Raw genomic sequence first — 25,774 nt, 5'->3', positions numbered from 1 at the left:
TATCGGGCCGCATCAGGTTTCCCTGTCTACTCTTGGGGCCCGCATACCGGACCCGCGCTTGCCGTGTAGCCGTGGGGGCTACTCAACCTGGTCATCACCCGGGGCACCCCACCGCGGTTGGAGGGTTGCCGGCCAGCAAGCCGGGGCTTGTCGCTGGCGCTCATGACCGATATGCAGACTATCCCAAGGCGCTGACTGTCTGCCAGCTACCCGAGCTCAGGCGAGTCGGTGACGCTGGGCCGCGTCGGGCCCGGTGTGCTCGTCGAGGAAGTCGACCAGCAGTTCGGTGATACGTCCGGGCGCCTCCAGCATGGGGATGTGGCCCAGGTCGTCGAGCCGGATGATCCGCGACGTCTCCGGCAGATTCTCGATGAAGTGCCGGTGCCCACGCGGGGAGGGGAACACCCGGTCTCGACCGCACACGACCAGCTGGGTGGGCACATCGACCTCGGAGAGTTCGAGCAGGCCCGGCAGCAGCAGCGTCTTGACCAGCAGCGCGAAGTACGCGTGGCAGTGTGTGGCGTCCTCGACCAGGTTCACCAGGTCGGCCTGCGGCGGACCACTCGCGGGCCCGCTGACCGGCAGCGTCGCCAGCCTGCGCGCGAACGGCAGATCCAGGATCCGCGGGCCCAGCAGGCGTGCGGCGAGCAGCGCTGGGCCGCCGGCGATGAACTTCACGATGGTCTCGAACTTGACCGGTGTCCAGCGGGTCCAGCCACCGGCAGGCGCAATGGCGGTCAGCGTGCGGGCCCGGCCGCGGCGGTCGAGTTCGAAGGCCACCCAGCCGCCCAGCGAGTCACCGACGAGGTGGGCTGTGCTCCAGCCGAGCTCGTCCATCTGGCGTTCCACCTCGTCGGCCAGCAGTTTGGTGCTGAGCAGCCAGGTGCCGGACTTCGGTCCCCCGTGGTGGCCGGGCATGGTCGGTGCGAATACTTCGTAGCGGCCGGTTTCGGCGACCTGGGGTGCCACTGTCGACCACACCTGCTGCGAGCACAGGAATGGGTGCAGCATCAGCACAGGCTCACCGGTGCCGACGTGGATCGGGTCGCGACGAAAGGCCATGGGCTCGACTGTACCAACTAGGCGGTACCGGCGGTACCGTCGTCTTGGTGTCCCAAGCGGGTGTTTGTCCCCGGTGGGCTATATGGTCGTCCATCGTGATCGTCACGACCATTAACGTCAACGGCATTCGGGCCGCCTGCAAGGAGCGGTCCACCGAGAACCTGGGCATGCTGGCCTGGCTCAAGGAGACTCGGGCGGACGTGATCTGCATGCAGGAGGTCCGCTGCGACGACGATCAGTTGGCCACCACCATGGAGCCCGCGATCGCCGACGGCTGGCACCTGGCCTCGGCCAGCTCGGACCGCAAGGGGCGCAACGGTGTCGCGGTGTTGTCCCGCACGCCGCTGGACGCTGTCCGAATCGGCTGTGGCGCCGAGGAGTTCGAGGCCCACGGGCGCTGGATCGAGGTCGACACCGCCGGCATCACCGTCGCCAGTGTGTACGTCCCCACCGGCGAGGCGCAGACCGAGCGTCAACTGGAGAAGGAACGCTTCCTGGATGCGGTCGCCGCGCGCATGGCCCAACTGCGGGCCGGCGACCGCGAGGCACTGGTCTGCGGCGACTGGAACATCGGCCACACCGAGAACGACATCAAGAACTGGAAGGGCAACGTCAAGAAGGCCGGCTTCCTACCTGAGGAACGGCAGTGGGTCAGCGACCTGCTGGGCACCGGATGGGTCGACGCCGTGCGCAGCGTCCACGGCGACGTGCCCGGCCCGTACTCCTGGTGGTCCTGGCGCGGCAAGGCCTTCGACAACGACGCCGGTTGGCGCATCGACTACCACCTGGTCACCTCGGGCCTGGCGCAGCGGGCCGTGACGGGCGGCACCGAGCGTCCCGGGGCGTACGCGCTGCGGTGGTCCGACCACGCGCCGGTGACCGTCGAGTTCAGCTGACGGGCTGCTCGATCACCGAGGCGACCACGTCGAGGACGCGCGGGTCCCACGTCAGCGCGGTCTCCCACGGCAGGCCCGCGGCGTCGGAGATGAAGATGCTGTGGGTGTCGTCGAAGACGTGCGTGCGCCGATGCGGCAGCACCCGGTCGCTGACGTCGGTGGCCAGCGCGCTGTGCCGGGCGACCAGGCCGTCGTTGGGCCAGACCGTGGGGTTGACCGGGTCGGGGCGCGTGAACCGATCACCCGCGATGAGTGTGACCGGGATGTCGTCGAGCACGCCGGCCTGGAATTCGTTCCAGCCGCTCGCACCCATCAGATAGCGCTGGTTGACCTCGCGGCCGGACCCCGTCATGAGCCGCTCCACCTCGGTCTTCATATCGGCCATGTTCTGCGCGCAGAAGGCGTCGCCCGCGCAGTCCGAGAGCGGGGTGATGCCGTTGGCGTAGTCGGACAGAAACGATCCCTCCCACGGCGTGCCGAGCGTGGTGAGGCTGCGAATCCGCAGCGGAGAGCCGGTGTGCTGCAGCACCCGGAATGCGGCGCGGGAGTACAACCCGCCCATGGAGTGCGCCACGACGTCGATCTGGCGTGCGCCGTACTCATCGTGCAGGTGGGTCAGGAACCGGGCCAGTCGCTCGCCGGCCAGGTCGATGCTCCCGGTCGAGTCGACGGTCATGACGTCGGGCAGCGTGACCGGGCAGTCCCCGAACGCCCCGAAGCCGTCCTGGTCGACGACGGGTCCGCGGCCGGCCATCGCGGGCGAGGTGTACACGGTGTGCCCGCGCTCGAGCAGATGCGCGCGCAGCGCCGTGTCGGTGTTGCCTGCGGCCAGCCCCGACCCACAGGCCTGGGTGGGAGTCGTGAAGGGGCTGACGGCATTCCCGCCCGAGACGATGACGACGGCTCGGCCGGTGGGGGCGGCGTGGGCGGCGCCGATCGGGTTCATCACGGCGATGAGGATAGAGAGCGCTGCGGTGAGGCGGGTCACAGGATGTCGGGGCACGGCGGGGATACTAGCGGCACGCGTATCCGGGGGCATGAAAAGATCGACGCATCATGAGCACAGAGAGCACCACCGCCGGACGTCAGATCGTCTTCTCCGGCGCGCAGCCCACCTCCGACTCCCTGCACCTCGGCAATGCGCTGGGCGCGGTGAAGCAGTGGGTGCAGATGCAGGACGACTACGACGCCTACTTCTGCGTCGTCGACCTGCACGCGATCACGGTCGCCCAGGACCCGGCGGTGCTGCGCCGCCGCACGCTGGTCACCGCCGCGCAGTACCTGGCGCTGGGCATCGACCCGCAGCGGGCGACTGTGTTCGTCCAGAGTCACGTTCCGGCCCACGCCGAATTGGCCTGGGTGCTGGGATGTTTCACCGGGTTCGGGCAGGCGTCGCGGATGACGCAGTTCAAGGACAAGTCGCAGAAGCAGGGCAGCGACGCCACCACTGTCGGCCTGTTCACCTATCCGGTGCTGATGGCGGCCGACGTCCTGCTCTACGACACGAATCTGGTGCCGGTCGGTGAGGACCAGCGTCAGCACCTCGAACTGGCCCGCGATGTCGCACAACGGATCAACGTCAGATTCCCGGACACCTTCGTCGTCCCCGAGGCGATGATCCCCAAAGCCACCGCGAAGATCTTCGACCTGCAGGACCCGACGTCCAAGATGAGCAAGTCGGCGGCCACCGACGCGGGCCTGATCAGCCTGCTCGACGACCCCGCCAAGACCGCCAAGAAGATCCGCTCCGCGGTCACCGACAGCGAGCGGGAGATCCGCTTCGATCCGGAGGCCAAGGCCGGCATCTCCAACCTGCTGACCATCCAGTCGGCCGTCACCGGCACGGACATCGACACAGTGGTGGCCGGATACGAGGGACGCGGGTACGGCGATCTCAAGAAGGACACCGCCGAAGCTGTGGTGGAGTTCGTCACCCCCATCAAGGCACGCGTCGACGAACTGTTGGCCGACCCGGCCGAACTCGAGGCGGTGCTGGCCGCCGGTGCGCGACGCGCGAGGGAGGCGTCTGCGGGAACGCTGCAGCGGGTATACGACCGGTTAGGGTTTCTACCACAACTGTCGTGACCGCAGCGGGAGGCAGGCATGACCGACTCGGCCGGCTCGGAGCAGGACTCGGCCAAACCCGGGATCCTGGACCGACTTCGGGCCAGGATGCCGTGGTTCGACCATGTCATGCGCGCTCAGCAGCGCTACACCGACAGCAAGGGTGACTTCTACGCCGCCGGCATCACCTACTTCACGATCTTCGCGCTGTTCCCACTGCTCATGGTCGGATTCTCGGTCGGCGGTTTCGTGCTCGCCAACCAACCCGACCTGCTCAACGAGATCGAGGACAAGGTCCGCGCAGCCGTCAGCGGCGACCTCGGGTCGCAGTTGGTCGAGTTGATGGACTCGGCGATCAACTCCCGGACGTCGGTAGGCGTGATCGGATTGGCCACCGCGGCATGGGCGGGACTGGGCTGGATGGCGAATCTGCGCGAGGCCCTGTCCCAGATGTGGGGGCTGTACCGGGGTGAGCCCCCCGGGTTCCTGCGCACCAAGCTGTCGGACCTGTTGGCGCTGGTGTCGGCATTCCTGGCGATCACGGTGACGATCGGTCTGACCGTGGTGGGCAGTTCGTCGGTCATGGAGGATGTGCTGAACTGGTTGGGTCTGCAGGACTCGACGATGTTGTCGGCGCTGCTGCGGGCGGCCTCGCTGTTGGTGTCGCTCTTCGTGTCCTGGTTTCTGTTCACCTGGATGATCGCGCGGCTTCCCCGTGAGTCCATCACCTTTCGCAGCAGTGTGCGGGCGGGCCTGTTTGCCGCTGTCGGTTTCGAGGTCTTCAAGCAGGTGGCCTCGATCTATCTGCGGTCGGTGGTGACCGGTCCCGCGGGCGCGACATTCGGTCCCGTGTTGGGTCTGATGGTGTTCGCCTACATCACCGCGCGCCTGGTGCTGTTCGCCACGGCCTGGGCGGCGACGTCGAAGGAGAACCAGCGCGAAGAAATCGTCGCACCGCCGCCGCCCGCGCTGATCAACAACCGGGTGGTGACCCGACCGGGGCTTGGTCCGGAGCAGGCGGTTGTCGCGGCCGCTGTGGGAGCGTTTGGTGCGCTGAGTCTTTCGCGCCTGCTGCGGCGGGACGAGGGCCGACGCCGATGACGTTGTCGACGCCGTGGTCGAGGTCGATGGGGCTGACGGTGCCGATCGTCAACGCGCCGATGGGTGGCGCCGCGGGGGCACGATTGGCCGCCGCCGTCGCGAGCGCCGGGGGCCTGGGAATGGTCGGCATGGGCAGCGCGGGGTCGGCCGAGGCGTTGCGTGCCGAACTGGCCGGGCTTCCGCATGGGGCGGCGCCCATCGGCATCGGATTGGTGGGGTGGGTCGCCGAGCGTGATCCGGTGCTTCTCGACGTGGCGGTGGCCGCCGCGCCTGCGTTGCTGAGCGTCAGCTTCGGTGACGAATGGTCTTGGGTCGCAAAGGCACACGAGGCTGGGCTGATGGTCGCGACGCAGGTGGCCGACGTCGGCGCAGCGCGTCGTGCGGTCGAGGCCGGTGTCGACGTTCTGGTGGCCCGGGGCGCCGAAGGCGGTGGCCACGGGGCACCGAGCATCGGCACGCTGCCCCTGCTGGCCGAGGTGCTCGACAGCGTCGACGTGCCGGTGCTCGCCGCAGGGGGCATCGCCTCGCCGCGAGCACTGGCCGCGGTCCTGGCGGCCGGGGCCGCGGGTGCGTGGGTCGGCACGGCATTGGCCACCTGCACGGAGGCGTTGACCCCGCCTGCGGCCCGGGATCAACTGCTGGCCGCCGAGTCGAATCAAACCGCCACCACACGGAAATTCGACATCGCCGCGCAGTACCCCTGGCCCGCAACGCTTCCCGAGCGGGTTCTGCTCGATGCGGTGGGGGAGCCCACGCCGGTCAACGCCGGACAGGGGGTCGGCGCGGTGCGCACTCAGCGCGCGGCAGGAGACCTGATCAGCGAATGGTGTTCGCAGGCTGCGGATCTGCTGGGGCGCTGGGCCTAGTACTGCTGGGCCTCGTACTGCTGGGCTCAGTACTGAGGGCGGCGGTTCATGGACCTGGCGACCATGATGAGGCCGAAGACGATGAGGGTGCCCACGACGGCCACCCCCACGCGCACGGGCGCGGTGTCGGCGTCGGGCAGCACACTGGCCGCGCGTGAGGCCACCGCGGGGTCGGTCGCGGGCTCAGGCTTCTTGAGCGACGGATCCGGGTCGACCAGCGTGCCGACCTGCGTGCCCGGCGGGGTGGCGAACCCGTAGTCCAGCAGGCGCGCGGCCTGCTCCCACGGCGCGATCGGCACGCGGGTGCCGCGCATCAGCACCACGACAAGACGGCGGCCGTCGCGTTCGGCGGCGCCGACGAAGGTCTGGCCCGCGTCGTCGGTGTAGCCGGTCTTGCCTCCGAGGGCGCCGGGGTAGTTCTCCAGAAGCTTGTTGTCGTTGTAGATCTCGTACGGCGGATTGCCGTCGCGGCCCGGGAAGTCGTACTCCTTGGTCGAGACGATCTGCGCGAACGTCGGGTTCTCCCAGGCGTATCGGTAGAACAACGCCATGTCGTAGACCGAGGTGCTCATGCCCGGCCCGTCCAGGCCGGACGGGGTGGCGGCCCGGGTGTCGCGGCCGCCGAGCCTGCTGGCCAGCGTGTTGATCTTGCCCAGCGCCGTGTCCATCCCGCCGAGTTGCACCGCGAGCGCGTGGGCCGCGTCGTTGCCCGAGTGCATCAGCAGTCCGTGCAGCAGGTCGTTGACGGTGTAGACGCCGCCGGGTGCGACACCGACGCGGGTGCCCTCGGAGTTGGCGTCCTCCTGGGTGCCCGGCACCCGCTTGTTGAGGTTCAGTTCGTCGAGCGTGGCCATCGCGGTCAGCACCTTGACGATCGACGCGGGGCGGTGCCGTCCGTGGGCATCCTTGGCGGCGATGACGTCACCGGTGTCGAGGTCGGCTACCAGCCAGGCCTCGGCCGAGACGTCGCCGGGCACGGGCGGAGTGCCCGCGGCGGTGACGACGCCGCAGTCGCCGAGTGCGTCGCCGCCGACGGGCTTGGCGGGCACGGGCAGTGGGGCGGGCGGGGCGTCACCGGGCCTGGGCACCTCGGAGGCGTCCACGGCCGGCGGGGTGGTGACCCGATACGGGCACGGGTCGGTCTCGGGTGCGGGGGGTTCGGCGTACGCCAAACCAGGGGCGGCGGCCAGGAACAGGGCCGCTGCCAGCGTCGCCGCGCGCCGGGCGAGGATGCGTGAACTGGCCATGGTGTGTGCAGATTAGGTGACCGCGGGTCCCCGATCCGGCAGGCGCGCTGTGACTGCTGTGGTTTGTGTTGCGCCTGTTACTTCGGCAGGGCGCAGTGCGCGATCGCCGCGCTGCCGATGCTGCCCATCCACAATCGCCCCGCATGCTCCACCAGGCCGGTCACCAGACCGAACTCCGGATGGGTCATCCGCAGACCCGCGACGGCCTCGCCACTGTCGGCGTCGAAGGCCACCGCCCACACCACGGGATCGATCTGCGGTTGCAGGCGTTCGGGAAGCCGCCACACCACTTTCCGCAGCAGCGGAGACCTGGGGGCCAGCCAGTCGGCGGCCGCATTGACCGGGGAGACGAACGCGCACCAGATTCGGCCGTCGGCACCCGTGGAGAGGTTGTCGGGCATGCCGGGAAGGGCGGCGGCCAGTTCGGTCACCGTCCCCGCGCGAGCGCCGCTCAGCCAGTACTTCGACAACCGGCGACCCTGTGTCTCGGCGAACACCAAGGCCTCGCCGTCGGCTGTGGGCGTCACGCCGTTCGCGAAGTACAGACCGCGGGCCACCGTGGTGACCGAACCGTCGGGATCGCGACGGAACAGGGCCCCGTCGCCGCGGGCCTCGAGGATGGGGGCCTTGAAGTGCGCATAGCTGAACGCTGCCGTCGATTCGGTGAAATAGATTGCCCCGTCCGGGCTTTCGGTGACATTGGAGCAGAACTTGAGCCTGCGTCCGTCGACGGTGTCCACCAGCACGTCGAGCGTGCCGGTGTCGGGGTCCATCGCCAGGAGGCCGCGCGGGCTGTCGCAGATCAGCAGCCTGCCGTCGCGGGCCACCGACATGCCGAGCGGGCGGCCCCCGGTGTCGGCGACCACCCGCGTCGCACCGTCTGGATCGATGCGGACCACGCGCCCGTCGGCCAGTCCGGTCCACAGGAAGCCGTCGGCGTCGACGACGACGTCCTCGGGTGCCTCACCGGGCATGTCCACGACCGTCAGGTCGGCCGGACCGAACTCGGGCAGAGCCCGGACCGGTGGCGGTGACCACCGGACCGGGCGCACGCGCGGTCGGTGCATGGCTACATCCGCCGGCTGGCCTCGCCGAGCACGTTGTACAGGATGTCGTAGATCGCGTCGAACTCGGCCTGGCCGGAGATCAGCGGCGGAGCCAACTGGACCACTGGGTCGCCACGGTCATCGGCGCGGCAGTACAGGCCGGCGTCCCACAGCGCGGGAGTCAGGAACCCGCGCAGCAGGCGTTCGCTCTCCTCGTCGTTGAACGTCTCCTTGGTGGTCTTGTCCTTGACCAGTTCGATGCCGTAGAAGAAGCCCTCGCCGCGAACATCACCGACGATCGGGAGGTCCAGCAGTTTCTCCAGTGTGCGCCGGAAGGCCGGAGCGTTCTCCTTGACGTGGGCGTTGATGCCCTCGCGCTCGAAGATGTCCAGGTTGGCCAGTGCCACCGCGGCCGACACCGGGTGTCCGCCGAACGTGTAGCCGTGGCCGAACACGGTCTGGCCGTCGTTGAAGGGCTCGAACAGTCGGTCGCTGGCGATCATCGCGCCGATCGGCGAGTAACCCGAGGTCAGGCCCTTGGCGCAGGTGATGATGTCGGGCACGTAGTCGAAGTCGTCGCACGCGAACATCGACCCGATCCGGCCGTAGGCGCAGATCACCTCGTCCGAGACCAGCAGCACGTCGTACTCGTCGCAGATCTCGCGGACCCGCTGGAAGTACCCCGGCGGCGGCGGGAAGCAGCCGCCGGCGTTCTGCACGGGTTCAAGAAAGACTGCGCACACCGTGTCCGGCCCCTCGAACTCGATGGCCTCGGCGATGCGGTCGGCGCAGTACTCGCCCCAGGCCTTGATGTCGGTGTCGAATGGCGCCGGCGCCCGGTAGAAGTTGGTGTTGGGCACCCGGTGACCACCGGGCGTCAACGGCTCGAACGGTGCCTTGAACGCGGGGATGCCGGTGATGGCGAGCGCGCCCTGCGGCGTTCCGTGGTAGGCGACCGCACGCGAGATCACCTTGTGCTTACCGGGTTTGCCGGTCAGCTTGAAGTACTGCTTGGCCAGCTTCCAGGCGCTCTCGACGGCCTCGCCGCCACCGGTGGTGAAGAACACCCGGTTCAGGTCGCCGGGTGCGTAACCCGCGATCCGGTCGGCGAGTTCGATCGCCGGCGGGGTCGCGTAGCTCCACAGCGGGAAGAACGCCAGGGTCTCGGCCTGCTTCGCAGCGGCCTCGGCGAGTTCGGCGCGGCCGTGGCCGACCTGCACCACGAACAGCCCGGACAGGCCGTCGATGTACTGCCTGCCCGTGCTGTCCCAGATGTGCACGCCTTCACCGCGCGTGATGATCGGCGGCGTGATGCCGGCGCCGTGGCGGGCGAAGTGGCCCCACAGGTGGCGGTCGGCCTTGGCGGAAAGGTCTGAAGTGGTGCTCTGCTGAATATCAGTTGATGTCATCTTGTGCCCCAGTTGTATTGCTGCTTAACGAGTTTCAAATAAACGAGCGTTTCGGTGGCTATCACTCCCGGGACTTCGCGGATTCTGGTGTTGAGCAGTTCAAGCAGGCCGTCGTCGTTCTCACACACCACTTCGACGATCGCGTCGAAGGATCCCGCGGTGAGGACGACGTAGTCGACGGCGTCGATCGCAGCGAGCTTCTCGGCGACCTTGAGCGTGTCACCGGTGCACTTGATGCCGATCATCGCCTGACGGGCGAAACCGAGTTGCATCGGGTCGGTGACCGCGACGATCTGCATGACGCCTGCGTCGACCATCCGCTGGACGCGCTGGCGCACTGCCGCTTCCGACAGACCGACAGCCTTGCCGATGCCCGCATACGATCGCCGGCCATCCTGCTGAAGCTTCTCGATGATGGCCTTGGACAGGTCATCGAGTTGCATGACGGGAATCGACCCATTGTTGGCCGTGCGGAGCGGCGCCGGGGTCTGTGGTCCTGCCGAGTTGGGCATGCCACGATTGTGCACGGAATCAGTTGTTGATGCCAACGATCGTGGAGAATTTCCGAAGTCGGGGGACCCTCAGTCGAGGGAATGCGTAGCTGCTCGTCTGGTCGAGGCCCCGGTTCTGAGCTACCGTTGCGGCCATGACTGCGACTGCGTCCGTGAAGACCGTGGCGAGCAGCTGGCTCGGCGGTGCGTCCCTTTCGACCTCCGGCCCCGCGCACAGGGTCATCAACCCGGCCACCGGCGCACCCGTCGCCGAACTCGCGTTGGCGACGGTCGCCGACGTCGACGCCGCGGTGGCCAGCGCGCGCGCCGCGCTCCGCGGGTGGGCCACCGCCACGCCCGCCGACCGCTCCGCGGTACTGGCCAAGCTCGCCGAGCTGATGGAGGCCAACGCCGAACTGTTCATCGCCGAAGAGGTCAGCCAGACCGGCAAGCCCGTCCGCCTGGCCACCGAGTTCGACGTGCCGGGCAGCATCGACAACGTCGCGTTCTTCGCCGGTGCCGCGCGGCATCTCGAGGGCAAGGCAAGCGGCGAGTACTCAGCTGACCACACGTCGAGCATCCGACGCGAGGCCGTCGGCGTGGTCGCCACCATCACGCCCTGGAACTACCCCCTGCAGATGGCGATCTGGAAGGTCATCCCCGCCCTGGCCGCCGGCTGTTCCGTCGTCATCAAGCCCGCCGAGCTCACCCCGCTGACCACGCTGACCCTGGCGCGCATCGCCAAGGAAGCCGGCCTGCCCGATGGCGTGCTCAATGTCCTCACCGGCGCGGGCGCCGATGTCGGCAGCGCACTGGCCGGGCACCCCGGCGTCGACGTCGTGACGTTCACCGGTTCGACCGACGTCGGCCGCAGGGTGATGGCCGCCGCGGCCGTGCACGGACACCGCACCCAGCTCGAACTGGGCGGCAAGGCGCCGTTTGTGGTGTTCTCCGACGCCGATCTCGACGCCGCGATCCAGGGTGCGGTCGCCGGATCGCTGATCAACACCGGCCAGGACTGCACCGCGGCGACCCGGGCGATCGTGGCCCGCGACCTCTATGACGACTTCGTCGCCGGTGTCGCCGAGGTGATGTCGAAGATCGTCGTCGGCGATCCCTTCGACGCCGACACCGACCTGGGGCCGCTGATCTCCGCCGCGCACCGCGACAAGGTGGCGGCCATGGTGTCGCGGGCCCCGGACGAGGGCGGGCGCATCGTCACCGGCGGCCATGTGATCGCTCGTCCTGGCTCGTTCTACGCTCCGACGCTGATCGCCGACGTCGACGAGAACTCCGAGGTCTACCGCAACGAGATCTTCGGGCCTGTGCTCACCGTGCGGTCCTTCACCGACGACGACGACGCCCTGCGGCAGGCCAACGACACCGAGTATGGGCTCGCGGCCTCGGCGTGGACCCGTGACGTGTACCGCGCACAGCGGGCCTCGCGCGAGATCAACGCGGGCTGCGTGTGGATCAACGACCACATTCCGATCATCAGCGAGATGCCGCACGGCGGTGTCGGCGCGTCAGGCTTCGGCAAGGACATGAGCGATTACTCGTTCGAGGAGTACCTGACCATCAAGCACGTGATGAGTGACATCACCGGTGTCGCCGAGAAGGCCTGGCACCGTACGATCTTCACCAAGCGCTAGTCCCGGGGGATCACCACCACCGGGGCGTCGACTCCGGCCAGAATCCGAGATGCGGTGAAGCCCAGGAAGATCCGCTTGGGCGCCGCGAATCTGCTGGAGCCGACGACAAGCACGTCAGAGTCGGTCCAGTTCAACTTCTTCAGTGCCGATTCCAGGGTCATGCCGTCGGCGACCAGCGACTCGATCTCCGGTGCGTCGGGCAGGGCGTGGGCCGCGACGTTGAGGTTCTTGCGTGCCGCGGCCACCTGAGCGGCCCGCAGCTCCGTCAGGTCCTCGGCCTCGGCGAGGTTCTCGGCCGACACCAGCGACAGCATCCGGATCGGCAGCGTCCCGGCCCGAGCGAGTGCGATGGCGAACGGCAGGGGATTGTCGTCACCGGGACGGGTGGGGACCGCGGCCGTGATGGCGGTGATGGTCTCGGGCGGGTCGTCGGCGTATCCGCGCGGAGCCAACGCCACCGGGATCGATGAGCTGTGCAGCAGTGCACTCGAGACGGGTCCGATCACGTGGCCCCCGAAGAACCCGTCGCGCGCACCGCCGACCACGATGAGATCGGAGCGCTTCTGCTCGGCGAAGGCCATCAGGGTCTCCGGGAACGATTCCCCCACCAGCACATTGGGCGTCACCGACTTGGCCGCTCCGGTCAGCCTCGTCACCGCCTTGGAGATCCACTGCTGACCGCGTTCGATCAGCAGTTCCTGGTACTGGCCCCGGCCGGGGTGGCCGTCGGGCAGTTCGTGGCGCACGACGAGCACGACATCCACCTCGGCGTCGAAGGTGCGGGCGAACGCGGCGGCCAGCGCCGCCCCATCGTCCCCGGTGGGGGTGGCGAGGTAACCGACAGTCAGATGCATTGCGGTGCCTGCTCTTTCGTATCAGTACACATCCGGGACCTTGACCTCCGTGTCGGGTGTCAGAGTCTCCCCGCGGAAGAATCGTTTGGTGCCGAATGCGAAGCACGCCAACATCAGCGGAATGCCCAGCACCAGCATGCCCACCCCGAGGACGAACACCCCGCCGACGGGGCCGAACGCGGTGTAGCCGTACTCGGGATCGATCATGTCCCGCGCGCTGATGCCGAACGCCCAGGCCATGGCGAGCCCGCCGAGCAGTGGGAAGACCCCGCGGAAGAACAGGTTGCGGGCAGAGGTGAACAGCGTGGCGCGGAAGTACCACACGCACGCGAACGCTGTGATGCCGTAGTAGAACGCCACCGCCAGACCCAGTGAGGCCACCGAGTCCGCCAGGGCGTTCTCGCTCAGGAAGGTCAACAGCAGGTAGAAGAACAGCGCGGCCACCCCCATCACGATCGTGCCGAACGCCGGGGTCATGTACCGCGGGTGGACGTGCGAGAAGCGTTTGGGAATGGCCTCATAGACGGCCATCGACAGCGTGCCGCGCGCGGTGGGCAGGATCGTGGTCTGGGTCGACGACAGCGCCGAGATCGAGACCGTCAGCAGTAGCAGCGACGCCGCGATCGACCCGGCGACCGGCGCGCCGAGCACCGTCAGCACGTCATCGGTGTTCATCGGGTTGTTCAAACCGATGCCGACGTCGCCGAACCCGGCGAACGACTGGATCGCATACGCCACCAGAACGTAGGTGCACACCAGGATCACGGTGGTGATGAGTGCGGCGACACCGGGTGTGCGACCGGGATTCTTGGTCTCCTCGCCGACCGCGAGACAGGCGTCCCATCCCCAGTAGATGAAGATGCACAGGATCACCGCGGCCGCGATCGAGTGTGAGTCCAGGCCGCCGGGCCACAGCCAGGACGGCGACGGCGAGATGGCCTGGGCGCCCGCGGTTCCCGCGAAGACCCGCACCAGGGCGATGATGCTGACGACGATCAGCACTCCGAACTGAATCGCGATCAGCACGTTCTGCATCCGTTCGGACACCACGATTCCGCGCGCGCTCACCAGTGTCATCGCGATGATGAAGAAGGAGCCCAACAGCACCTTGGCCCAGATGTTCTCGGCCAGTGCGTCCTGGCCGAGGAACTTGAACAGATAGATCGCGGCGATCTCGGCGACGTTGGCCAGCACGATGATCGCCGAGACCGCCAGACCCCAACCGCCGATCCAGCCGATCCACTGACCGAATGCCTTGGTGCCCCAGGTGAACGTGGTGCCGCAGTCGGGGGTGTCCTGCGACAGCTCCTTGTACGCGAACGCCACCAGCAGCATCGGGATGAAGGCCAGCAGGAACATCGACGGCGCCTTCTCGCCGACCGCGAGCACGACGTAACCGAGTGTCGCGGCCAGGCTGTAGGCCGGCGCCACCGCCGACAGGCCTATGACGACGTTGCCGACGAGGCCGAGCGCACCGGCCTGCAGACCCTTGCCCGAGGTTGCTGGCGCCAGCTCTTCCGCGATGGCCATGGGTGGAATATACGACTCTGAACGGGTACTGGTGGGGGACTGCGGAATTTGCTCGGAGAGGCATTTCGCGCAGCCAAGTAGCCTCGAAAGATGACTCCCGTCGGTCAGCAGGAGCGGCAGGACGAGTTCGAGTCGCTGCGGCCCCATCTGCTGGCCGTGGCCTACCGGTTGACCGGTTCGTTCTCCGATGCCGAGGACATGGTGCAGGACGCCTGGCTGCGGTGGGCTGCGGGGAACCGCGGCGAGATCGCGGACTTTCGGGCGTGGCTGACCACGGTCGTCAGCCGGTTGAGCCTGGACTGGTTGCGCTCGGCCACTCACCGCCGGGAGACCTATGTCGGTGACTGGCTGCCCGAACCCGTGGTCGTCGACGTCGGGTCCGACGATCCGCTGGCCGCCGTCGTCGCCTCCGAGGATGCCCGGTTCGCGGCGATGGTTGTGCTGGAACGTCTTTCACCCGATCAGCGCGTGGCCTTCGTCCTGCACGACGGCTTCGGGGTCGGGTTCGCCGACGTCGCCGACGTGCTCGGCACCAGTGCGGCCGCGGCCCGCCAGTTGGCGTCCCGCGCGCGCCGGGCCGTGGCCGACGGGTCGGCGCCGCCGCGGGATCCGGTGCACGACGAGGTCGTCGGGCGGTTGATGGCCGCGATCGCCGCCGGGAACATCGACGAGGCGGTAAAGCTGCTGCACCCCGACGTGACGTTCACCGGCGACGCGAACCGGCGCGCCCCGACCGCGCCGCGGCCCATCGTGGGCTCCGAGAAGGTGGCCCGGTTCATGCTCGGCCTGGCCCGCCGCTACGGTCCGCGGTTCTTCACCGCCACGCGGTTGGCGCTGGTCAACGGTGAACTCGGCAGCTACACCGAGGGACTGCCCGCGGACTCGGACTATCCCGACATGGCGGCCCACGTCATCGCCATGACCGTGCGCGACGGAGCGGTCTGGGCGATCTGGGACGTCGCCAACCCCGACAAGTTCACCGGGACCCCTCTTGGAGGTGCTGTTCCTGAGCAGCCCAGGGCACCCGGCACGCGTCCCCCGAACTGAACCCCTGCTCGGTGATGCCCAGTGCCGTGTTCATCCGGGCGCGCATGTTCTCCACACCGATCTGCGCGGTCAGTTCGATGACCCCCGCGTTGCCGAACCGCTGCCGCAGATCGTTGACCTGCTCGTCGGTCACGGTGTGCGGATCGGTGGTCATGGCGTCGGCATAGGCGATCGCGGCCCGCTCGTCATCGGTGAACAGCGGTGAGGTCTGCCAGTCGTCGATGTGCTGTAGTCGCGCCAGGTCCAGGCCGTCCAGGCGCATCAGCATCGTGCCGAAGTCGACGCACCACGAGCAGCCGACGGTGCGTGCGGTCCAGTACACGGCGAGTTCGCGGACGGACGCGGGCAGCTTGGTGCTGACTTTGTCCAGTAGTCCCTCGTGCATTGCGGAGGCGACCAGCAGGCCTCGGTGGTGAGCGTAGATCGTGAACGGTTCGGGCACCTCGCCGAACCGGCGTTTGGCGAAGCGGTACATCAGCCTGGTCAACAGGGGAGCGTTCTCGGGTGCCATGGGTGTGATGCGGGAACTGGTCATACTCATAAGACGAGGCGGCCCGCCGATGTGTGACAGCCTCAGGTCGGAGGCGGCGGTGGTGCGGGCGCTCCCGCAGGTGGCGCGATCTTCGGGTAGCTGCGCCCGGTCGGCTGCGCCGACCCGCCGTCGGCGGCCGGGACGGGGGCGGCTCGCCCAGGTGAGGGATCCCAGCCGGTGTCGACGAGCCTGCGCTGCACGGCGACCGCCAGCACCAGCAGCACGGCGCCGATCATCAGCATCACGACGACGCCCCAGACCGTGCCGAGCTTGGCGGCGTTGCCCAGCAGGATTCCGTACCAGCCGAAGTCGGTGTCGCCGAAGGTGGTGTTCTCCTCGCCGAACGACCCGAGCACGCGGACCAGCAGGGCAGGCAGGAATGTGATCAGCAGTCCATTGACGAACCCGCCCGCGATCGCACCGCGGCGTCCTCCGGTGGCGTTGCCATACACCCCCGCGGCGCCGCCGGTGAAGAAGTGCGGCACCAGGCCTGGCAGCACCAGCACCCACCCGAACGCCGGACCCAGCCACAGCGACAGCACCGCGAGTCCGGCCAGGCCGGCGACGAAGCTCGAGATGAAGCCGATCAGCACCGCGTTCTGGGCGTACGGGAAGACGATCGGGGCGTCGAGGGCGGGCACCGCGCCGGGCACCATGCGCTCGGCGATGCCCTGGAACGCAGGTACGAGTTCGCCCAGGATCGTGCGGACGCCGAACAGGATGACCGCGACCGCGACGCCGAAGCTCAAGCCCTGGGTAACACCCATCATCAGGAAGTTGCCGACCCCGCTGGCCGCGCCGGCCCCCGTGTCGTCGGCGTACGCGGCGAACGCGGTCTCCTCGCCCGCCCTCCCCAGATAGATCAGCGACACCACGAGGTACATCAGCACCATCGACAGGGCGGTGGCGACCATCGAATCGCGAAGGAAGCGCAGCGATTCCGGCAGTTTAAGGTCTTCGGTGGAACGACTCTTGGCCCCGCCGACGAAGCGTCCGGTGATGCCGGAGGCGATGTAGCCGAGCGTGCCGAAATGCCCGATCGCGATGCTGTCGTCACCGGTGATGCGTCGGGTCCAGGGCTGCGAAATGGCCGGCAGCGCCACCATCACCACGCCCAGCAGCACACCGCCCACGGTCACCACGACGGTCGCGGGCAGGCCCGCGGTGGCCAGCACGATGGTCAGCAGCGTGGCCATGAACAGCGTGTGATGGCCCGTCAGGAACACGTAGTGCAGGGGAGTGAACCGCGCGAGCAGCAGGCTGATCGCGAACCCGAGGATCATCAGCCAGGCGACCTGCGCGCCGAACTCGTTCTGCGCGATGCCGACGATGGCCTCGTTGGTCGGGACCACACCCTGGGTTCCCGCGGCACCCTGGATCATCACGCCGAGTGGTTCGAGGGACGCGACCACCAGGGCCGCGCCAGCGCCGATCAGCAGGAAGCCCAGCGTGGCCTTGAGGGCGCCACCGATCACCTGGCCGACCGACTTTCGCAGTGCGATCAAGCCGACGGCGGTGATGATGCCGATGAGATAGGCCGGGACGGCCAGGATCTCGTTGACGATGAATTCGGCGGTGCTGACCAGCCAGTTCATCGATGCTCCTTCAGACGTCGTAGGAGTCGCGCAGGGCCGTGTCGACCTCACGGGTTGAGGTGAAGTTCTCGATCACCCGCACCGGGATGCCGACGTCGCCGAGGGTGCGCGCGATCTCGCCGGAGGTCAGGATCAGGTCCGCCTCCTTGGCCCGACCCTTGGCAGAGATGGTGTCGGTGGCCTCGACGTTGATGTAGGGCGCCCACCCCCAGGTGCCGAGCACCTGTTCGGTGGTGTTCTTCAGGAAGAGGCTGGTGCCCAGGCCGTTTCCACACACCGTCAGGATCAGGTTCTTGGCCTGGCGGGCCGGTGCGGTCGCCTGCGCTGCGGGTTGGCTTTCGCCCGTGAGGACCGCCAGCAGTGCCGCCGGGGTGGGGGCGGTGTCCAGGGCCGCGCGCTTGTCGGCGTTGCCGAGCACTTTGGCCAGGTCCGCCATCGCGGTGTTGTGCGCGCCGGCGTCGGTGGCGGCCAGCGCCACCACCAGTGTCACCGGATCATTGGTCTTGTGCCCGAACGCAATTGGATTGGCCAGCCGCACCCAGGACATGCCGGTGCGGTGCACCGCCTCCGAGGGGCGCGCGTGCGCGAACGCGAACCCGGGAGCCACCACGATGTAGGGGCCGTTGGATTCGACGTTGTCGATCATCGACTGCGTGTAGGGCGCATCGGCGATGCCGTCGCGCTCCAGCAGGGCGCCGGCCTTCTTGATGGCCTCCTGCCAGGTGGCGGCCGTGACGTCGAGTTCGATGCGCTGTTCGGTGAGCAGTTCGGACAGACCGGCCATGTTCGCGACACTAGTGCGTCGTTACGCTCCCCGGGCCAAGTTGGGCGCTCTCAGCTGGGTTTCGATGCGGCGGACCATCGCCTGGTGTTCGACGCGGACGTCGTTGGCCACCACGTACAGGACGCGCCATTTCAACTCCTGGAGTGCGGCGCGCTTCTGTCGGTCCTTCTTCAGATGCTCGCGGGAACTGTGCCAGTCGAACCCGTCGTACTCCACCGCGAACATTTGGTCCGGCCACGCGAAATCCAAACGCCAGAAGCGGTTTTCGTGGTCGATCACCGAGTACTGTAGCTTCGGTTCGGGCAGTCCTGCGTCATGCATCACCAGCCGTGCTTCGCTCTCCATCGGGGACTCCGCCTCCGGGCGGGCCAGAGGGATAAGCTCACGCGCCATGCGGATGTGTTTGCGCTTGGCCTGCTGTTGCGCGGCCTCCAGCAGATCGTCGACGGTGCAGGTCTGGGTGCGCAGTGCAGCATCGAGGGTGGCGAGCGCTCGTGGGCGCAGGAGGGTGCGCGCGACCTCCACGGCCGTCCACGCCGGGGCCGTCGCATAGCGCCCCAGGTGTGTGGTCAGCGGTGCGCCGCCGCGGTGATGCACCATCAGTCCTTCTGTGGTCCGCAGGTGGGCGCGTATTGGGTGAAGCACGTGTAGGTCGGTGGTGTTCTCGGTGTCGAACTCGTATGCCGCGGCCGCCGTGCCCAGGCAGATGGCCACCGGTTCGCCACATCGAAGGTTCAGGCCGTTGAGCCTGATGTCCTGGGTGGGCTGTCCCCAGCAGTAGATGTTGGGCCAGATCTTCACCAGCACGCCGTTTCTGATGTGACGCTGGAGAGTTCGGCGGCCCAGGTGCTGTTCCAACTGTGCGAACGTGGCGACGCTGCCCTGACGGGCGAAGATCTGCAGCAGTTCGAATGGGAGGTCGGTGAACACGCCGTAATACTCGGGTGCATGTCGGTTTTGCGGTATTCACCCGTGTTCGTGCCTGCGGACAACCCGCGAGCTTGCAACTGCGTACGGTTTTCGGCCCGAAATGCGTACGTGGCTGCGAGCTGGACGTAAAAGCGGCGGGCGGGTGGGACCCGGCTTGCCCCACAAACGCCGCGAGCGCGCACCCGTACCTGAGTGCGCGCTCGGCGGGAAGAAGAAAACTAGCGCGCGAACATCAGTGCGCGCTTGACCTCCTGGATCGCCTTGGTCACCTCGATGCCACGCGGGCAGGCCTCGGTGCAGTTGAACGTCGTGCGGCAGCGCCACACACCGTCCACCTCGTTGAGGATGTCGAGGCGCTCGGCGGCGGCCTCGTCACGCGAGTCGAAGATGAACCGGTGCGCGTTGACGATCGCGGCCGGCCCGAAGTACGAACCCTCGTTCCAGAACACCGGGCAGCTCGTGGTGCAGCAGGCGCACAGGATGCACTTGGTGGTGTCGTCGTAGCGAGCCCGGTCGGTCTGGCTCTGGATGCGCTCGCGCGTCGGCGCATTGCCGCTGGTGATGAGGAACGGCTTGACGGCGCGGTAGGCGTCGAAGAAGGGCTCCATGTTCACCACGAGGTCCTTCTCGACCGGCAGGCCGCGGATGGGCTCGATGGTGATGGTCAGCTGCTTGCTGGCCTTCTTCGGCAGCATGTCGCGCATCAGCACCTTGCAGGCCAACCGGTTGACGCCGTTGATCCGCATGGCGTCCGAGCCGCACACGCCGTGCGCGCACGAGCGGCGGAACGTCAGCGTGCCGTCGAGGTAGCTCTTCACATAGATCAGCAGGTTCAGCAGCCGATCGGACGGCAGGCACGGGACCCGGAAGCTCTGGAAGCCGGCCGCGTCGGGGTTCTCCGGGTTGAACCGGGCGATCTTCAGCGTCACCATCACCGCACCCTCCGGCACGGGCGGCAGAGTGGGATCGGCGCGCTTGTCGAGAACAGCAGTCATCAGTACTTCCGCTCCATCGGCTCATAACGGGTCTGGACCACCGGCTTGTAGTCCAGGCGGATGTCGGAGAGCAGGTCGCCGCCCTCCTTATAGGCCATGGTGTGGCGCAGGTAGTTGGTGTCGTCGCGGTTGGGGTAATCCTCGCGGGCGTGTCCGCCGCGGGACTCCTTGCGGTTCAACGCACCGACCACGGTGACCTCCGCCAATTCCAGCAGGAAGCCCAGCTCGATGGCCTCGAGCAGGTCGCTGTTGAAACGCTTGCCCTTGTCGTGCACGGTGATTCGCGAGTAACGCTCCTTGAGCGCGTGGATGTCGGTGAGCGCCTGCTTCAGCGTCTCCTCCGTGCGGAACACCGCGGCGTTGTTGTCCATCGACTGCTGCAGCGCACCACGGATGTCGGCGACGCGCTCGTTGCCGTGCTCGGAGAGGATGTCGGAGACCCATTCGGTCACCATCCCCGCGGGCTCCGAGGGCAGGTCCACCCAGTCGTGGTTGGCCGCGTACTCCGCGGCGGCGATGCCGGCGCGGCGCCCGAAGACGTTGATGTCCAGCAGCGAGTTGGTGCCCAGGCGGTTGGCGCCGTGCACTGAGACGCATGCGCACTCGCCCGCGGCGTACAGGCCCGGCACGGTGTTGTTGTTGTCGCGCAACACCTGTCCGGTCACCGTCGTCGGGATGCCGCCCATGACGTAGTGGCAGGTCGGGTAGACCGGCACCAGTTCCTTGACCGGGTCCACGCCCAGGTAGGTGCGGGCGAACTCGGTGATGTCGGGAAGCTTGGCCTCCAGCACGTCCTCGCCGAGGTGACGGACGTCGATGTAGACGTAGTCCTTGTTCGGTCCGGCGCCGCGGCCCTCGAGCACCTCGAGCACCATGGACCTGGCGACGATGTCGCGCGGTGCCAGGTCGACGATGGTGGGCGCGTAGCGCTCCATGAAGCGCTCGCCGTCGGCGTTGAGCAGACGGCCACCCTCACCACGCACGGCCTCCGAGATCAGGATGCCCAGACCCGCCAGCCCTGTCGGGTGGAACTGGTGGAACTCCATGTCCTCCAGGGGAAGTCCCTTGCGGAACACGATGCCCAGCCCGTCACCCGTCAGGGTGTGGGCGTTGGAGGTGGTCTTGTACATCCGGCCCGAACCACCCGTGGCGAACACGATCGCCTTGGCGTGGAAGACGTGGATGTCGCCGGTGGCCAGTTCGTAGGCCACGATGCCGGTGGCGACGGGGCCCGACGGCGTCTCGGTCAGGATCAGGTCCAGGGCGTAGAACTCGTTGAAGAACTCCACGTCGTGCTTGACGCAGTTTTGGTACAGCGTCTGCAGGATCATGTGACCGGTGCGGTCGGCGGCGTAGCAGGCGCGGCGAACCGGGGCCTTGCCGTGATCGCGGGTGTGGCCGCCGAAGCGACGCTGGTCGATCCGACCCTCAGGGGTGCGGTTGAACGGCATCCCCATCTTCTCGAGGTCGAGCACCGCGTCGATGGCCTCCTTGGCCATGATCTCGACGGCGTCCTGGTCGGCCAGGTAGTCGCCGCCCTTGACGGTGTCGAAGGTATGCCACTCCCAGTTGTCGTCCTCGACGTTGGCCAGGGCGGCGCACATGCCGCCCTGTGCCGCGCCGGTGTGGCTGCGGGTGGGGTACAGCTTGGTCAGCACGGCGGTCCGGGCTCGCGGACCGGCTTCGACCGCGGCACGCATGCCGGCGCCGCCGGCGCCGACGATGACCACGTCGTAGCGATGCTCTTGAATCACTTTGGCGGGCTCCCTTGAAAAATCAGGCGATGTTCGCGTCGAACGTCAGCAGCACGTAGGTGCCCAGCACCAGCGTGAAGATCATCGACAGCGCCAACAGCGTGTTAAGCCAGAACTTGGTGGAGTCCTTGCGGGTGTAGTCGCCGATGATCGTGCGCATGCCGTTGCCGCCGTGCAGCTGGGCCAGCCACAGCAGCAGCAGGTCCCAGGTCTGCCAGAACGGCGACGCCCAGCGCTCGGCGACGTAGTTGAAGTCGATCCGGTACACGCCGTTCTGCCACATCAGCATGATGAACAGGTGGCCGAGCGCCAGGAACACCAGCACGATGCCCGAGAAGCGCATGAACAGCCATGCGTACTTCTCGAAGTTGGGCATGCCAGCGCGCCGACGCGGGGCACGCGGGTTGTCCAAACCGGCGGGGCGGTCGTAGCTCTTCTCCAGGACCGGGGCTATCGGCCGCTCTGCGCTGCTCACAGGAACCTCTCCGCCATGTGCATACCCAGCACCACAAGTGCGGGAACCATCACCAGCAACCAGACGACACCCACGCCGACCAGCATCTTGCGCTGATGGCGGGGGCCTTCGGACCAGAAGTCGACGAGGATTACGCGGATGCCGTTCAACGCGTGGAACAGCACCGCGGCCACCAGGCCGACCTCCATGAGCCCGACGATCGGGGTCTTGTAGGTCTCGATGACTTCGTTGTAGGCCTGCGGGCTGACGCGGACCAGTGCAGTGTCGAGCACGTGCACGAGCAAGAAGAAGAAGATGGTCGCGCCCGTGATGCGGTGAAGAACCCACGACCACATGCCGGGGTCTCCGCGATACAGGGTGCGACGGCGCGGCTTGTGTTTCTGCGCCGGTTCGACCGGGGCCGCTGTCGTCATCTGCGCCTCCAACGCCTTCGGTGGACGCCAGGGGCCAGTCGTTACCCCAGCGTGGCGGTGTCTGGAAACCGTCGGGTGGACTCTAATCCCATTCTCAGCAACGACCGAATTTCCGGAAAGGGGTGAGAGCCGAAATCGCATCGAAAGTTAGGGTGACCTTTGTGGATATGGGGCGTGTGGGCGGGGTTTTCGGAATGGATTCAGACTTGATGAGGCGGCGATCACATGAGCGGTGACATTGACTGGAAACTGTTGCGGGACAAAGCAATAAGCGCTTCGACGCACGCCTACGCCCCGTATTCGGGGTTCCCGGTGGGCGCGGCCGCGCTGGTCGACGATGACCGATTTGTGACCGGCTGCAATGTGGAGAATGTCTCATATGGCCTAGGTCTCTGCGCCGAGTGCGCTGTGGTCTGCGCCCTCTTCGCGACCGGTGGGGGAAGACTGCGCGCGCTGGTCTGCGTGGCTGGCGACGGCGACCTGCTGATGCCCTGCGGACGCTGCCGTCAGGTGCTCCTCGAGCACGGCGGGCCCACGATGCTGATCGACCACCCGGCCGGGCCGAAACCGCTGTCGGAACTGCTGCCCGACGCATTCGGTCCGCACGACCTCGACCGAGGGCCGGCATGACCGAATTCAGCTTCGACGCACCGACGGTCATCCGCACCAAACGCGACGGCGGGCGACTGTCCGATGCGGCCATCGACTGGGTGATCGACGCCTACACCCGTGGTGACGTCGGTGACGAGCAGATGGCCGCGCTGCTCATGGCGATCTTCCTGCGCGGGATGGACCGCGACGAGATCGCGCGGTGGACCGCCGCGATGATCGCCTCCGGCGAGCGACTGGATTTCGCCGACCTGCGACGCGACGGGCAGCCTCTGCGGTTGGTGGACAAGCACTCGACCGGCGGGGTCGGCGACAAGCTCACGATCCCGCTGGTGCCCGTGGTCGCCGCGTGCGGTGCCGCGGTCCCGCAGGCCGCCGGTCGCGGCCTGGGCCACACCGGCGGCACGCTCGACAAGCTCGAGTCGATCCCGGGCTTCTCGGCCGAGATCGGCAAGGACCGCGTGCGGGCCCAGTTGACCGAGGTGGGGGCGGCGATCTTCGCGGCGGGCGACCTCGCGCCGGCCGACCGCAAGATCTACGCGCTGCGCGACGTCACCGCCACGACGGAATCGCTGCCGCTGATCGCGAGTTCGATCATGAGCAAGAAGCTCGCGGAGGGCGCTGACGGGCTCGTGCTCGACGTCAAAGTCGGCTCCGGTGCATTCCTGAAGGACCCCGCGGAATCGGTCGCCCTGGCGCAGACCATGGTCGATCTCGGCCGCGCACACGGCGTCCCCACCCGCGCGCTGCTGACCGACATGGCGGTGCCGCTGGGTCGCACGGTCGGCAACGCCGTCGAGGTCGCCGAATCGCTGGAGGTGCTCGCCGGCGGCGGCCCACCCGACGTCGTCGAACTGACGCTGCAGTTGGCCGCGGAGATGCTCACGCTGGCCGGTCTCGACGCGCGCGACCCCGCCGACTCCCTGCGCGACGGCACCGCGATGGACAGCTTCCGGGCCATCATCGCGGCCCAGGGCGGCGATCTGAGCCAGCCCCTGCCGGTGGCAGCTCATTCCGAGACCGTGACAGCACCGGTGAGCGGCACAATGGGGGACATCGACGCGTTGGCGGTGGGGATGGCGGTGTGGCGACTCGGAGCGGGTCGCTCACGTCCGGGTGAGCGCGTGCAGGCTGGTGCCGGCATCAGAATCCATCGCAGGCCGGGGGAGCCCGTGGCCGCGGGCGAGGCCGTCTTCACGCTCTACACCGACACCCCGAACCGATTCGCGCCAGCGATGGCCGAACTGACCGGTGCCTGGAGTATTGGCCAGTCTGCACCGCCGTCTCGTCCCCTGATCATTGAACGGATGAGCTCATGACGACACCGCCGACACCGACCGGACCGCAGGACCTGCAGGTGATCCAGCAGGCCCCGAAGGCACTGCTGCACGACCATCTCGACGGCGGCCTCCGGCCCGCCACGGTGCTCGACATCGCCGGTTCGATCGGCTACGACGACCTGCCCGCCACCGACTTGGACACGCTGGCGGCGTGGTTCCGCACCGCGGCGCACAGTGGGTCACTCGAGCGCTACCTGGAACCGTTCGCCCACACCGTCGCGGTGATGCAGACCCCAGAGGCGCTGCACCGCGTCGCCTACGAGTGCGTCGAGGACCTCGCACAGGACTCCGTGGTCTACGCCGAGGTCCGGTTCGCGCCCGAGCTGCACATCGACAACGGTCTGTCACTCGACGACGTGGTCGATGCGGTGCTGGCCGGATTCGCCGACGGCGAGAAGGCCGCGGCCGCCGCCGGCCGCCCGATCGTGGTGCGTTGTCTGGTCACCGCGATGCGGCACGCGGCGCGGTCCCGGGAGATCGCCGAACTCGCGATCCGGTTCCGGGACAAGGGCGTCGTGGGCTTCGACATCGCCGGGGCCGAGGCCGGCTATCCGCCCACCCGTCACCTCGACGCGTTCGAGTACATGCGGAACAACAACGCACGCTTCACGATTCACGCGGGTGAGGCGTTCGGGCTGCCGTCCATCCACGAGGCGCTGGCGTTCTGCGGCGCCGACAGGCTGGGGCACGGGGTCCGTCTCGTCGACGACATCGAGGAGCGTCCGGACGGCACCCACCACCTGGGCCGGGTGGCGTCGATCGTGCGGGACAAGCGCATCCCGCTGGAGATGTGCCCGTCGTCCAACGTGCAGACCGGGGCCGCGCGCTCGATCGCCGAGCACCCGTTCGACATGCTGGCGCGACTGCGGTTCCGCGTCACGGTCAACACCGACAACCGCCTGATGAGCGACACCACGATGAGCCAGGAGATGCTGCGCTTGGTGGAGGCGTTCGGGTACGGGTGGAGCGACCTCGAACGGTTCACCATCAACGCGATGAAGTCCGCGTTCCTCCCGTTCGACGAACGCCTGGCGATCATCGACGAGGTGATCAAGCCGCGCTATGCGGTCCTGATCGGGTGA

25 protein-coding genes and 1 riboswitch are annotated in these 25,774 nt (G+C 67.8%); of the genes, 9 read left to right on the top strand and 16 right to left on the bottom strand.

All coding sequences use genetic code 11. From position 1 onward, the window contains the following. Positions 1-49: 49 nt before the first annotated feature. A riboswitch (SAM riboswitch) is annotated at positions 50-168 on the bottom strand. Between the two features lie 48 nt (positions 169-216). After that, positions 217-1,062, bottom strand: a complete 846-nt coding sequence (locus G6N34_RS17900) for an epoxide hydrolase EphH (protein ID WP_085149201.1) — start codon at positions 1,060-1,062, stop codon at positions 217-219. Between the two features lie 95 nt (positions 1,063-1,157). On the opposite strand from G6N34_RS17900, the gene G6N34_RS17895 reads away from it, so the two are divergent. After that, entirely contained in the window at positions 1,158-1,958 is an 801-nt protein-coding gene (locus tag G6N34_RS17895) for an exodeoxyribonuclease III (RefSeq protein ID WP_234812737.1), read from the top strand. Here G6N34_RS17895 and G6N34_RS17890 read toward each other — a convergent pair. Next, the gene (locus tag G6N34_RS17890) at positions 1,951-2,904 is read right to left on the bottom strand and encodes an alpha/beta hydrolase (RefSeq protein WP_179965840.1); all 954 of its coding nucleotides are present in this window, start codon (positions 2,902-2,904) and stop codon (positions 1,951-1,953) included. The two genes, G6N34_RS17895 and G6N34_RS17890, sit on opposite strands and share 8 nt — an antisense overlap. A gap of 110 nt (positions 2,905-3,014) precedes the next feature. Here G6N34_RS17890 and trpS point away from each other — a divergent pair, with 110 nt between their 5' ends. From trpS to G6N34_RS17875, 3 genes are read left to right on the top strand one after another with little or no spacing between them, the layout of a single operon-like run. Beyond that, complete coding sequence (gene trpS, locus G6N34_RS17885; RefSeq protein ID WP_085149195.1) at positions 3,015-4,043, top strand: tryptophan--tRNA ligase; 1,029 nt, start codon at positions 3,015-3,017, stop codon at positions 4,041-4,043. Between the two features lie 18 nt (positions 4,044-4,061). Continuing rightward, a complete protein-coding gene (yhjD, locus tag G6N34_RS17880) occupies positions 4,062-5,123 on the top strand; it encodes an inner membrane protein YhjD (protein WP_085149192.1) in 1,062 nt (353 codons plus the stop codon). Next, entirely contained in the window at positions 5,120-5,989 is an 870-nt protein-coding gene (locus tag G6N34_RS17875; protein WP_085149189.1) for a nitronate monooxygenase, read from the top strand. The genes yhjD and G6N34_RS17875 overlap by 4 nt, the downstream gene beginning before the upstream one ends. Positions 5,990-6,015: 26 nt before the next feature. Here the strand turns inward: G6N34_RS17875 and G6N34_RS17870 are convergent, their stop codons facing one another. From G6N34_RS17870 to G6N34_RS17855, 4 genes are all read right to left on the bottom strand, one after another. Continuing rightward, positions 6,016-7,236 carry a D-alanyl-D-alanine carboxypeptidase family protein gene (locus G6N34_RS17870; protein WP_085149186.1) on the bottom strand — a complete coding sequence of 407 codons (1,221 nt, stop codon included), beginning with the start codon at positions 7,234-7,236 and terminating at the stop codon, positions 6,016-6,018. 77 nt (positions 7,237-7,313) lie between these two features. Further along, the gene (locus G6N34_RS17865) at positions 7,314-8,303 is read right to left on the bottom strand and encodes an SMP-30/gluconolactonase/LRE family protein (protein WP_085149183.1); all 990 of its coding nucleotides are present in this window, start codon (positions 8,301-8,303) and stop codon (positions 7,314-7,316) included. 2 nt (positions 8,304-8,305) lie between these two features. Continuing rightward, a complete protein-coding gene (locus G6N34_RS17860; RefSeq protein WP_085149180.1) occupies positions 8,306-9,691 on the bottom strand; it encodes an aspartate aminotransferase family protein in 1,386 nt (461 codons plus the stop codon). Beyond that, positions 9,688-10,134: an Lrp/AsnC family transcriptional regulator gene (locus tag G6N34_RS17855; RefSeq protein WP_109788335.1), complete on the bottom strand. Its 447-nt coding sequence runs from the start codon at positions 10,132-10,134 to the stop codon at positions 9,688-9,690. The genes G6N34_RS17860 and G6N34_RS17855 overlap by 4 nt, the downstream gene beginning before the upstream one ends. Positions 10,135-10,337: 203 nt before the next feature. On the opposite strand from G6N34_RS17855, the gene G6N34_RS17850 reads away from it, so the two are divergent. Beyond that, entirely contained in the window at positions 10,338-11,834 is a 1,497-nt protein-coding gene (locus G6N34_RS17850; RefSeq protein WP_085149173.1) for a gamma-aminobutyraldehyde dehydrogenase, read from the top strand. Here the strand turns inward: G6N34_RS17850 and G6N34_RS17845 are convergent. After that, positions 11,831-12,688 (bottom strand): universal stress protein, encoded by an 858-nt coding sequence (locus G6N34_RS17845; RefSeq protein WP_085149170.1) that lies wholly within the window; start codon positions 12,686-12,688, stop codon positions 11,831-11,833. The genes G6N34_RS17850 and G6N34_RS17845 overlap by 4 nt on opposite strands. Before the next feature lie 21 nt (positions 12,689-12,709). Continuing rightward, positions 12,710-14,218, bottom strand: coding sequence for an APC family permease (locus G6N34_RS17840; RefSeq protein WP_085149167.1), 1,509 nt, complete (start codon positions 14,216-14,218; stop codon positions 12,710-12,712). Between the two features lie 90 nt (positions 14,219-14,308). On the opposite strand from G6N34_RS17840, the gene G6N34_RS17835 reads away from it, so the two are divergent. Further along, positions 14,309-15,265, top strand: a complete 957-nt coding sequence (locus G6N34_RS17835) for a sigma-70 family RNA polymerase sigma factor (RefSeq protein WP_085149164.1) — start codon at positions 14,309-14,311, stop codon at positions 15,263-15,265. On the opposite strand, the gene G6N34_RS17830 is transcribed toward G6N34_RS17835, so the two are convergent. The 8 genes from G6N34_RS17830 to sdhC form a co-directional block, all read right to left on the bottom strand. Next, complete coding sequence (locus tag G6N34_RS17830; RefSeq protein WP_085149161.1) at positions 15,195-15,800, bottom strand: carboxymuconolactone decarboxylase family protein; 606 nt, start codon at positions 15,798-15,800, stop codon at positions 15,195-15,197. The genes G6N34_RS17835 and G6N34_RS17830 overlap by 71 nt on opposite strands. 38 nt (positions 15,801-15,838) lie before the next feature. Next, the gene (locus G6N34_RS17825; protein ID WP_085149158.1) at positions 15,839-17,392 is read right to left on the bottom strand and encodes a PTS ascorbate transporter subunit IIC; all 1,554 of its coding nucleotides are present in this window, start codon (positions 17,390-17,392) and stop codon (positions 15,839-15,841) included. A 10-nt stretch (positions 17,393-17,402) separates the two neighbouring features. Further along, entirely contained in the window at positions 17,403-18,176 is a 774-nt protein-coding gene (locus G6N34_RS17820) for a PTS sugar transporter subunit IIAB (protein ID WP_085149155.1), read from the bottom strand. A gap of 21 nt (positions 18,177-18,197) precedes the next feature. Next, a complete protein-coding gene (locus G6N34_RS17815; protein WP_085149152.1) occupies positions 18,198-19,106 on the bottom strand; it encodes a type IV toxin-antitoxin system AbiEi family antitoxin in 909 nt (302 codons plus the stop codon). A 218-nt stretch (positions 19,107-19,324) separates the two neighbouring features. After that, the gene (locus G6N34_RS17810) at positions 19,325-20,101 is read right to left on the bottom strand and encodes a succinate dehydrogenase iron-sulfur subunit (RefSeq protein ID WP_085149149.1); all 777 of its coding nucleotides are present in this window, start codon (positions 20,099-20,101) and stop codon (positions 19,325-19,327) included. Beyond that, positions 20,101-21,855 carry a succinate dehydrogenase flavoprotein subunit gene (gene sdhA / locus G6N34_RS17805; protein ID WP_085149146.1) on the bottom strand — a complete coding sequence of 585 codons (1,755 nt, stop codon included), beginning with the start codon at positions 21,853-21,855 and terminating at the stop codon, positions 20,101-20,103. Before sdhA ends, G6N34_RS17810 begins: the two co-directional genes overlap by 1 nt. 22 nt (positions 21,856-21,877) lie before the next feature. After that, positions 21,878-22,330, bottom strand: coding sequence for a succinate dehydrogenase hydrophobic membrane anchor subunit (locus G6N34_RS17800; protein ID WP_085149144.1), 453 nt, complete (start codon positions 22,328-22,330; stop codon positions 21,878-21,880). After that, entirely contained in the window at positions 22,327-22,743 is a 417-nt protein-coding gene (gene sdhC, locus G6N34_RS17795) for a succinate dehydrogenase, cytochrome b556 subunit (RefSeq protein ID WP_085149141.1), read from the bottom strand. The genes G6N34_RS17800 and sdhC overlap by 4 nt, the downstream gene beginning before the upstream one ends. 225 nt (positions 22,744-22,968) lie before the next feature. Here sdhC and G6N34_RS17790 point away from each other — a divergent pair, with 225 nt between their 5' ends. The 3 genes from G6N34_RS17790 to G6N34_RS17780 are packed head-to-tail and all read left to right on the top strand — an operon-like array spanning position 22,969 to position 25,774. Next, a complete protein-coding gene (locus G6N34_RS17790; RefSeq protein ID WP_085149138.1) occupies positions 22,969-23,373 on the top strand; it encodes a cytidine deaminase in 405 nt (134 codons plus the stop codon). After that, complete coding sequence (locus G6N34_RS17785) at positions 23,370-24,671, top strand: thymidine phosphorylase (protein ID WP_085149135.1); 1,302 nt, start codon at positions 23,370-23,372, stop codon at positions 24,669-24,671. Before G6N34_RS17790 ends, G6N34_RS17785 begins: the two co-directional genes overlap by 4 nt. After that, the gene (locus G6N34_RS17780; protein ID WP_085149132.1) at positions 24,668-25,774 is read left to right on the top strand and encodes an adenosine deaminase; all 1,107 of its coding nucleotides are present in this window, start codon (positions 24,668-24,670) and stop codon (positions 25,772-25,774) included. Before G6N34_RS17785 ends, G6N34_RS17780 begins: the two co-directional genes overlap by 4 nt.

Origin of the sequence: Mycolicibacterium confluentis (genome assembly GCF_010729895.1) — a bacterium.
GTDB lineage: Bacteria > Actinomycetota > Actinomycetes > Mycobacteriales > Mycobacteriaceae > Mycobacterium > Mycobacterium confluentis.
Note: the sequence above shows the minus strand (reverse complement) of the source record. Positions and strands in the feature narration are given on the sequence as shown.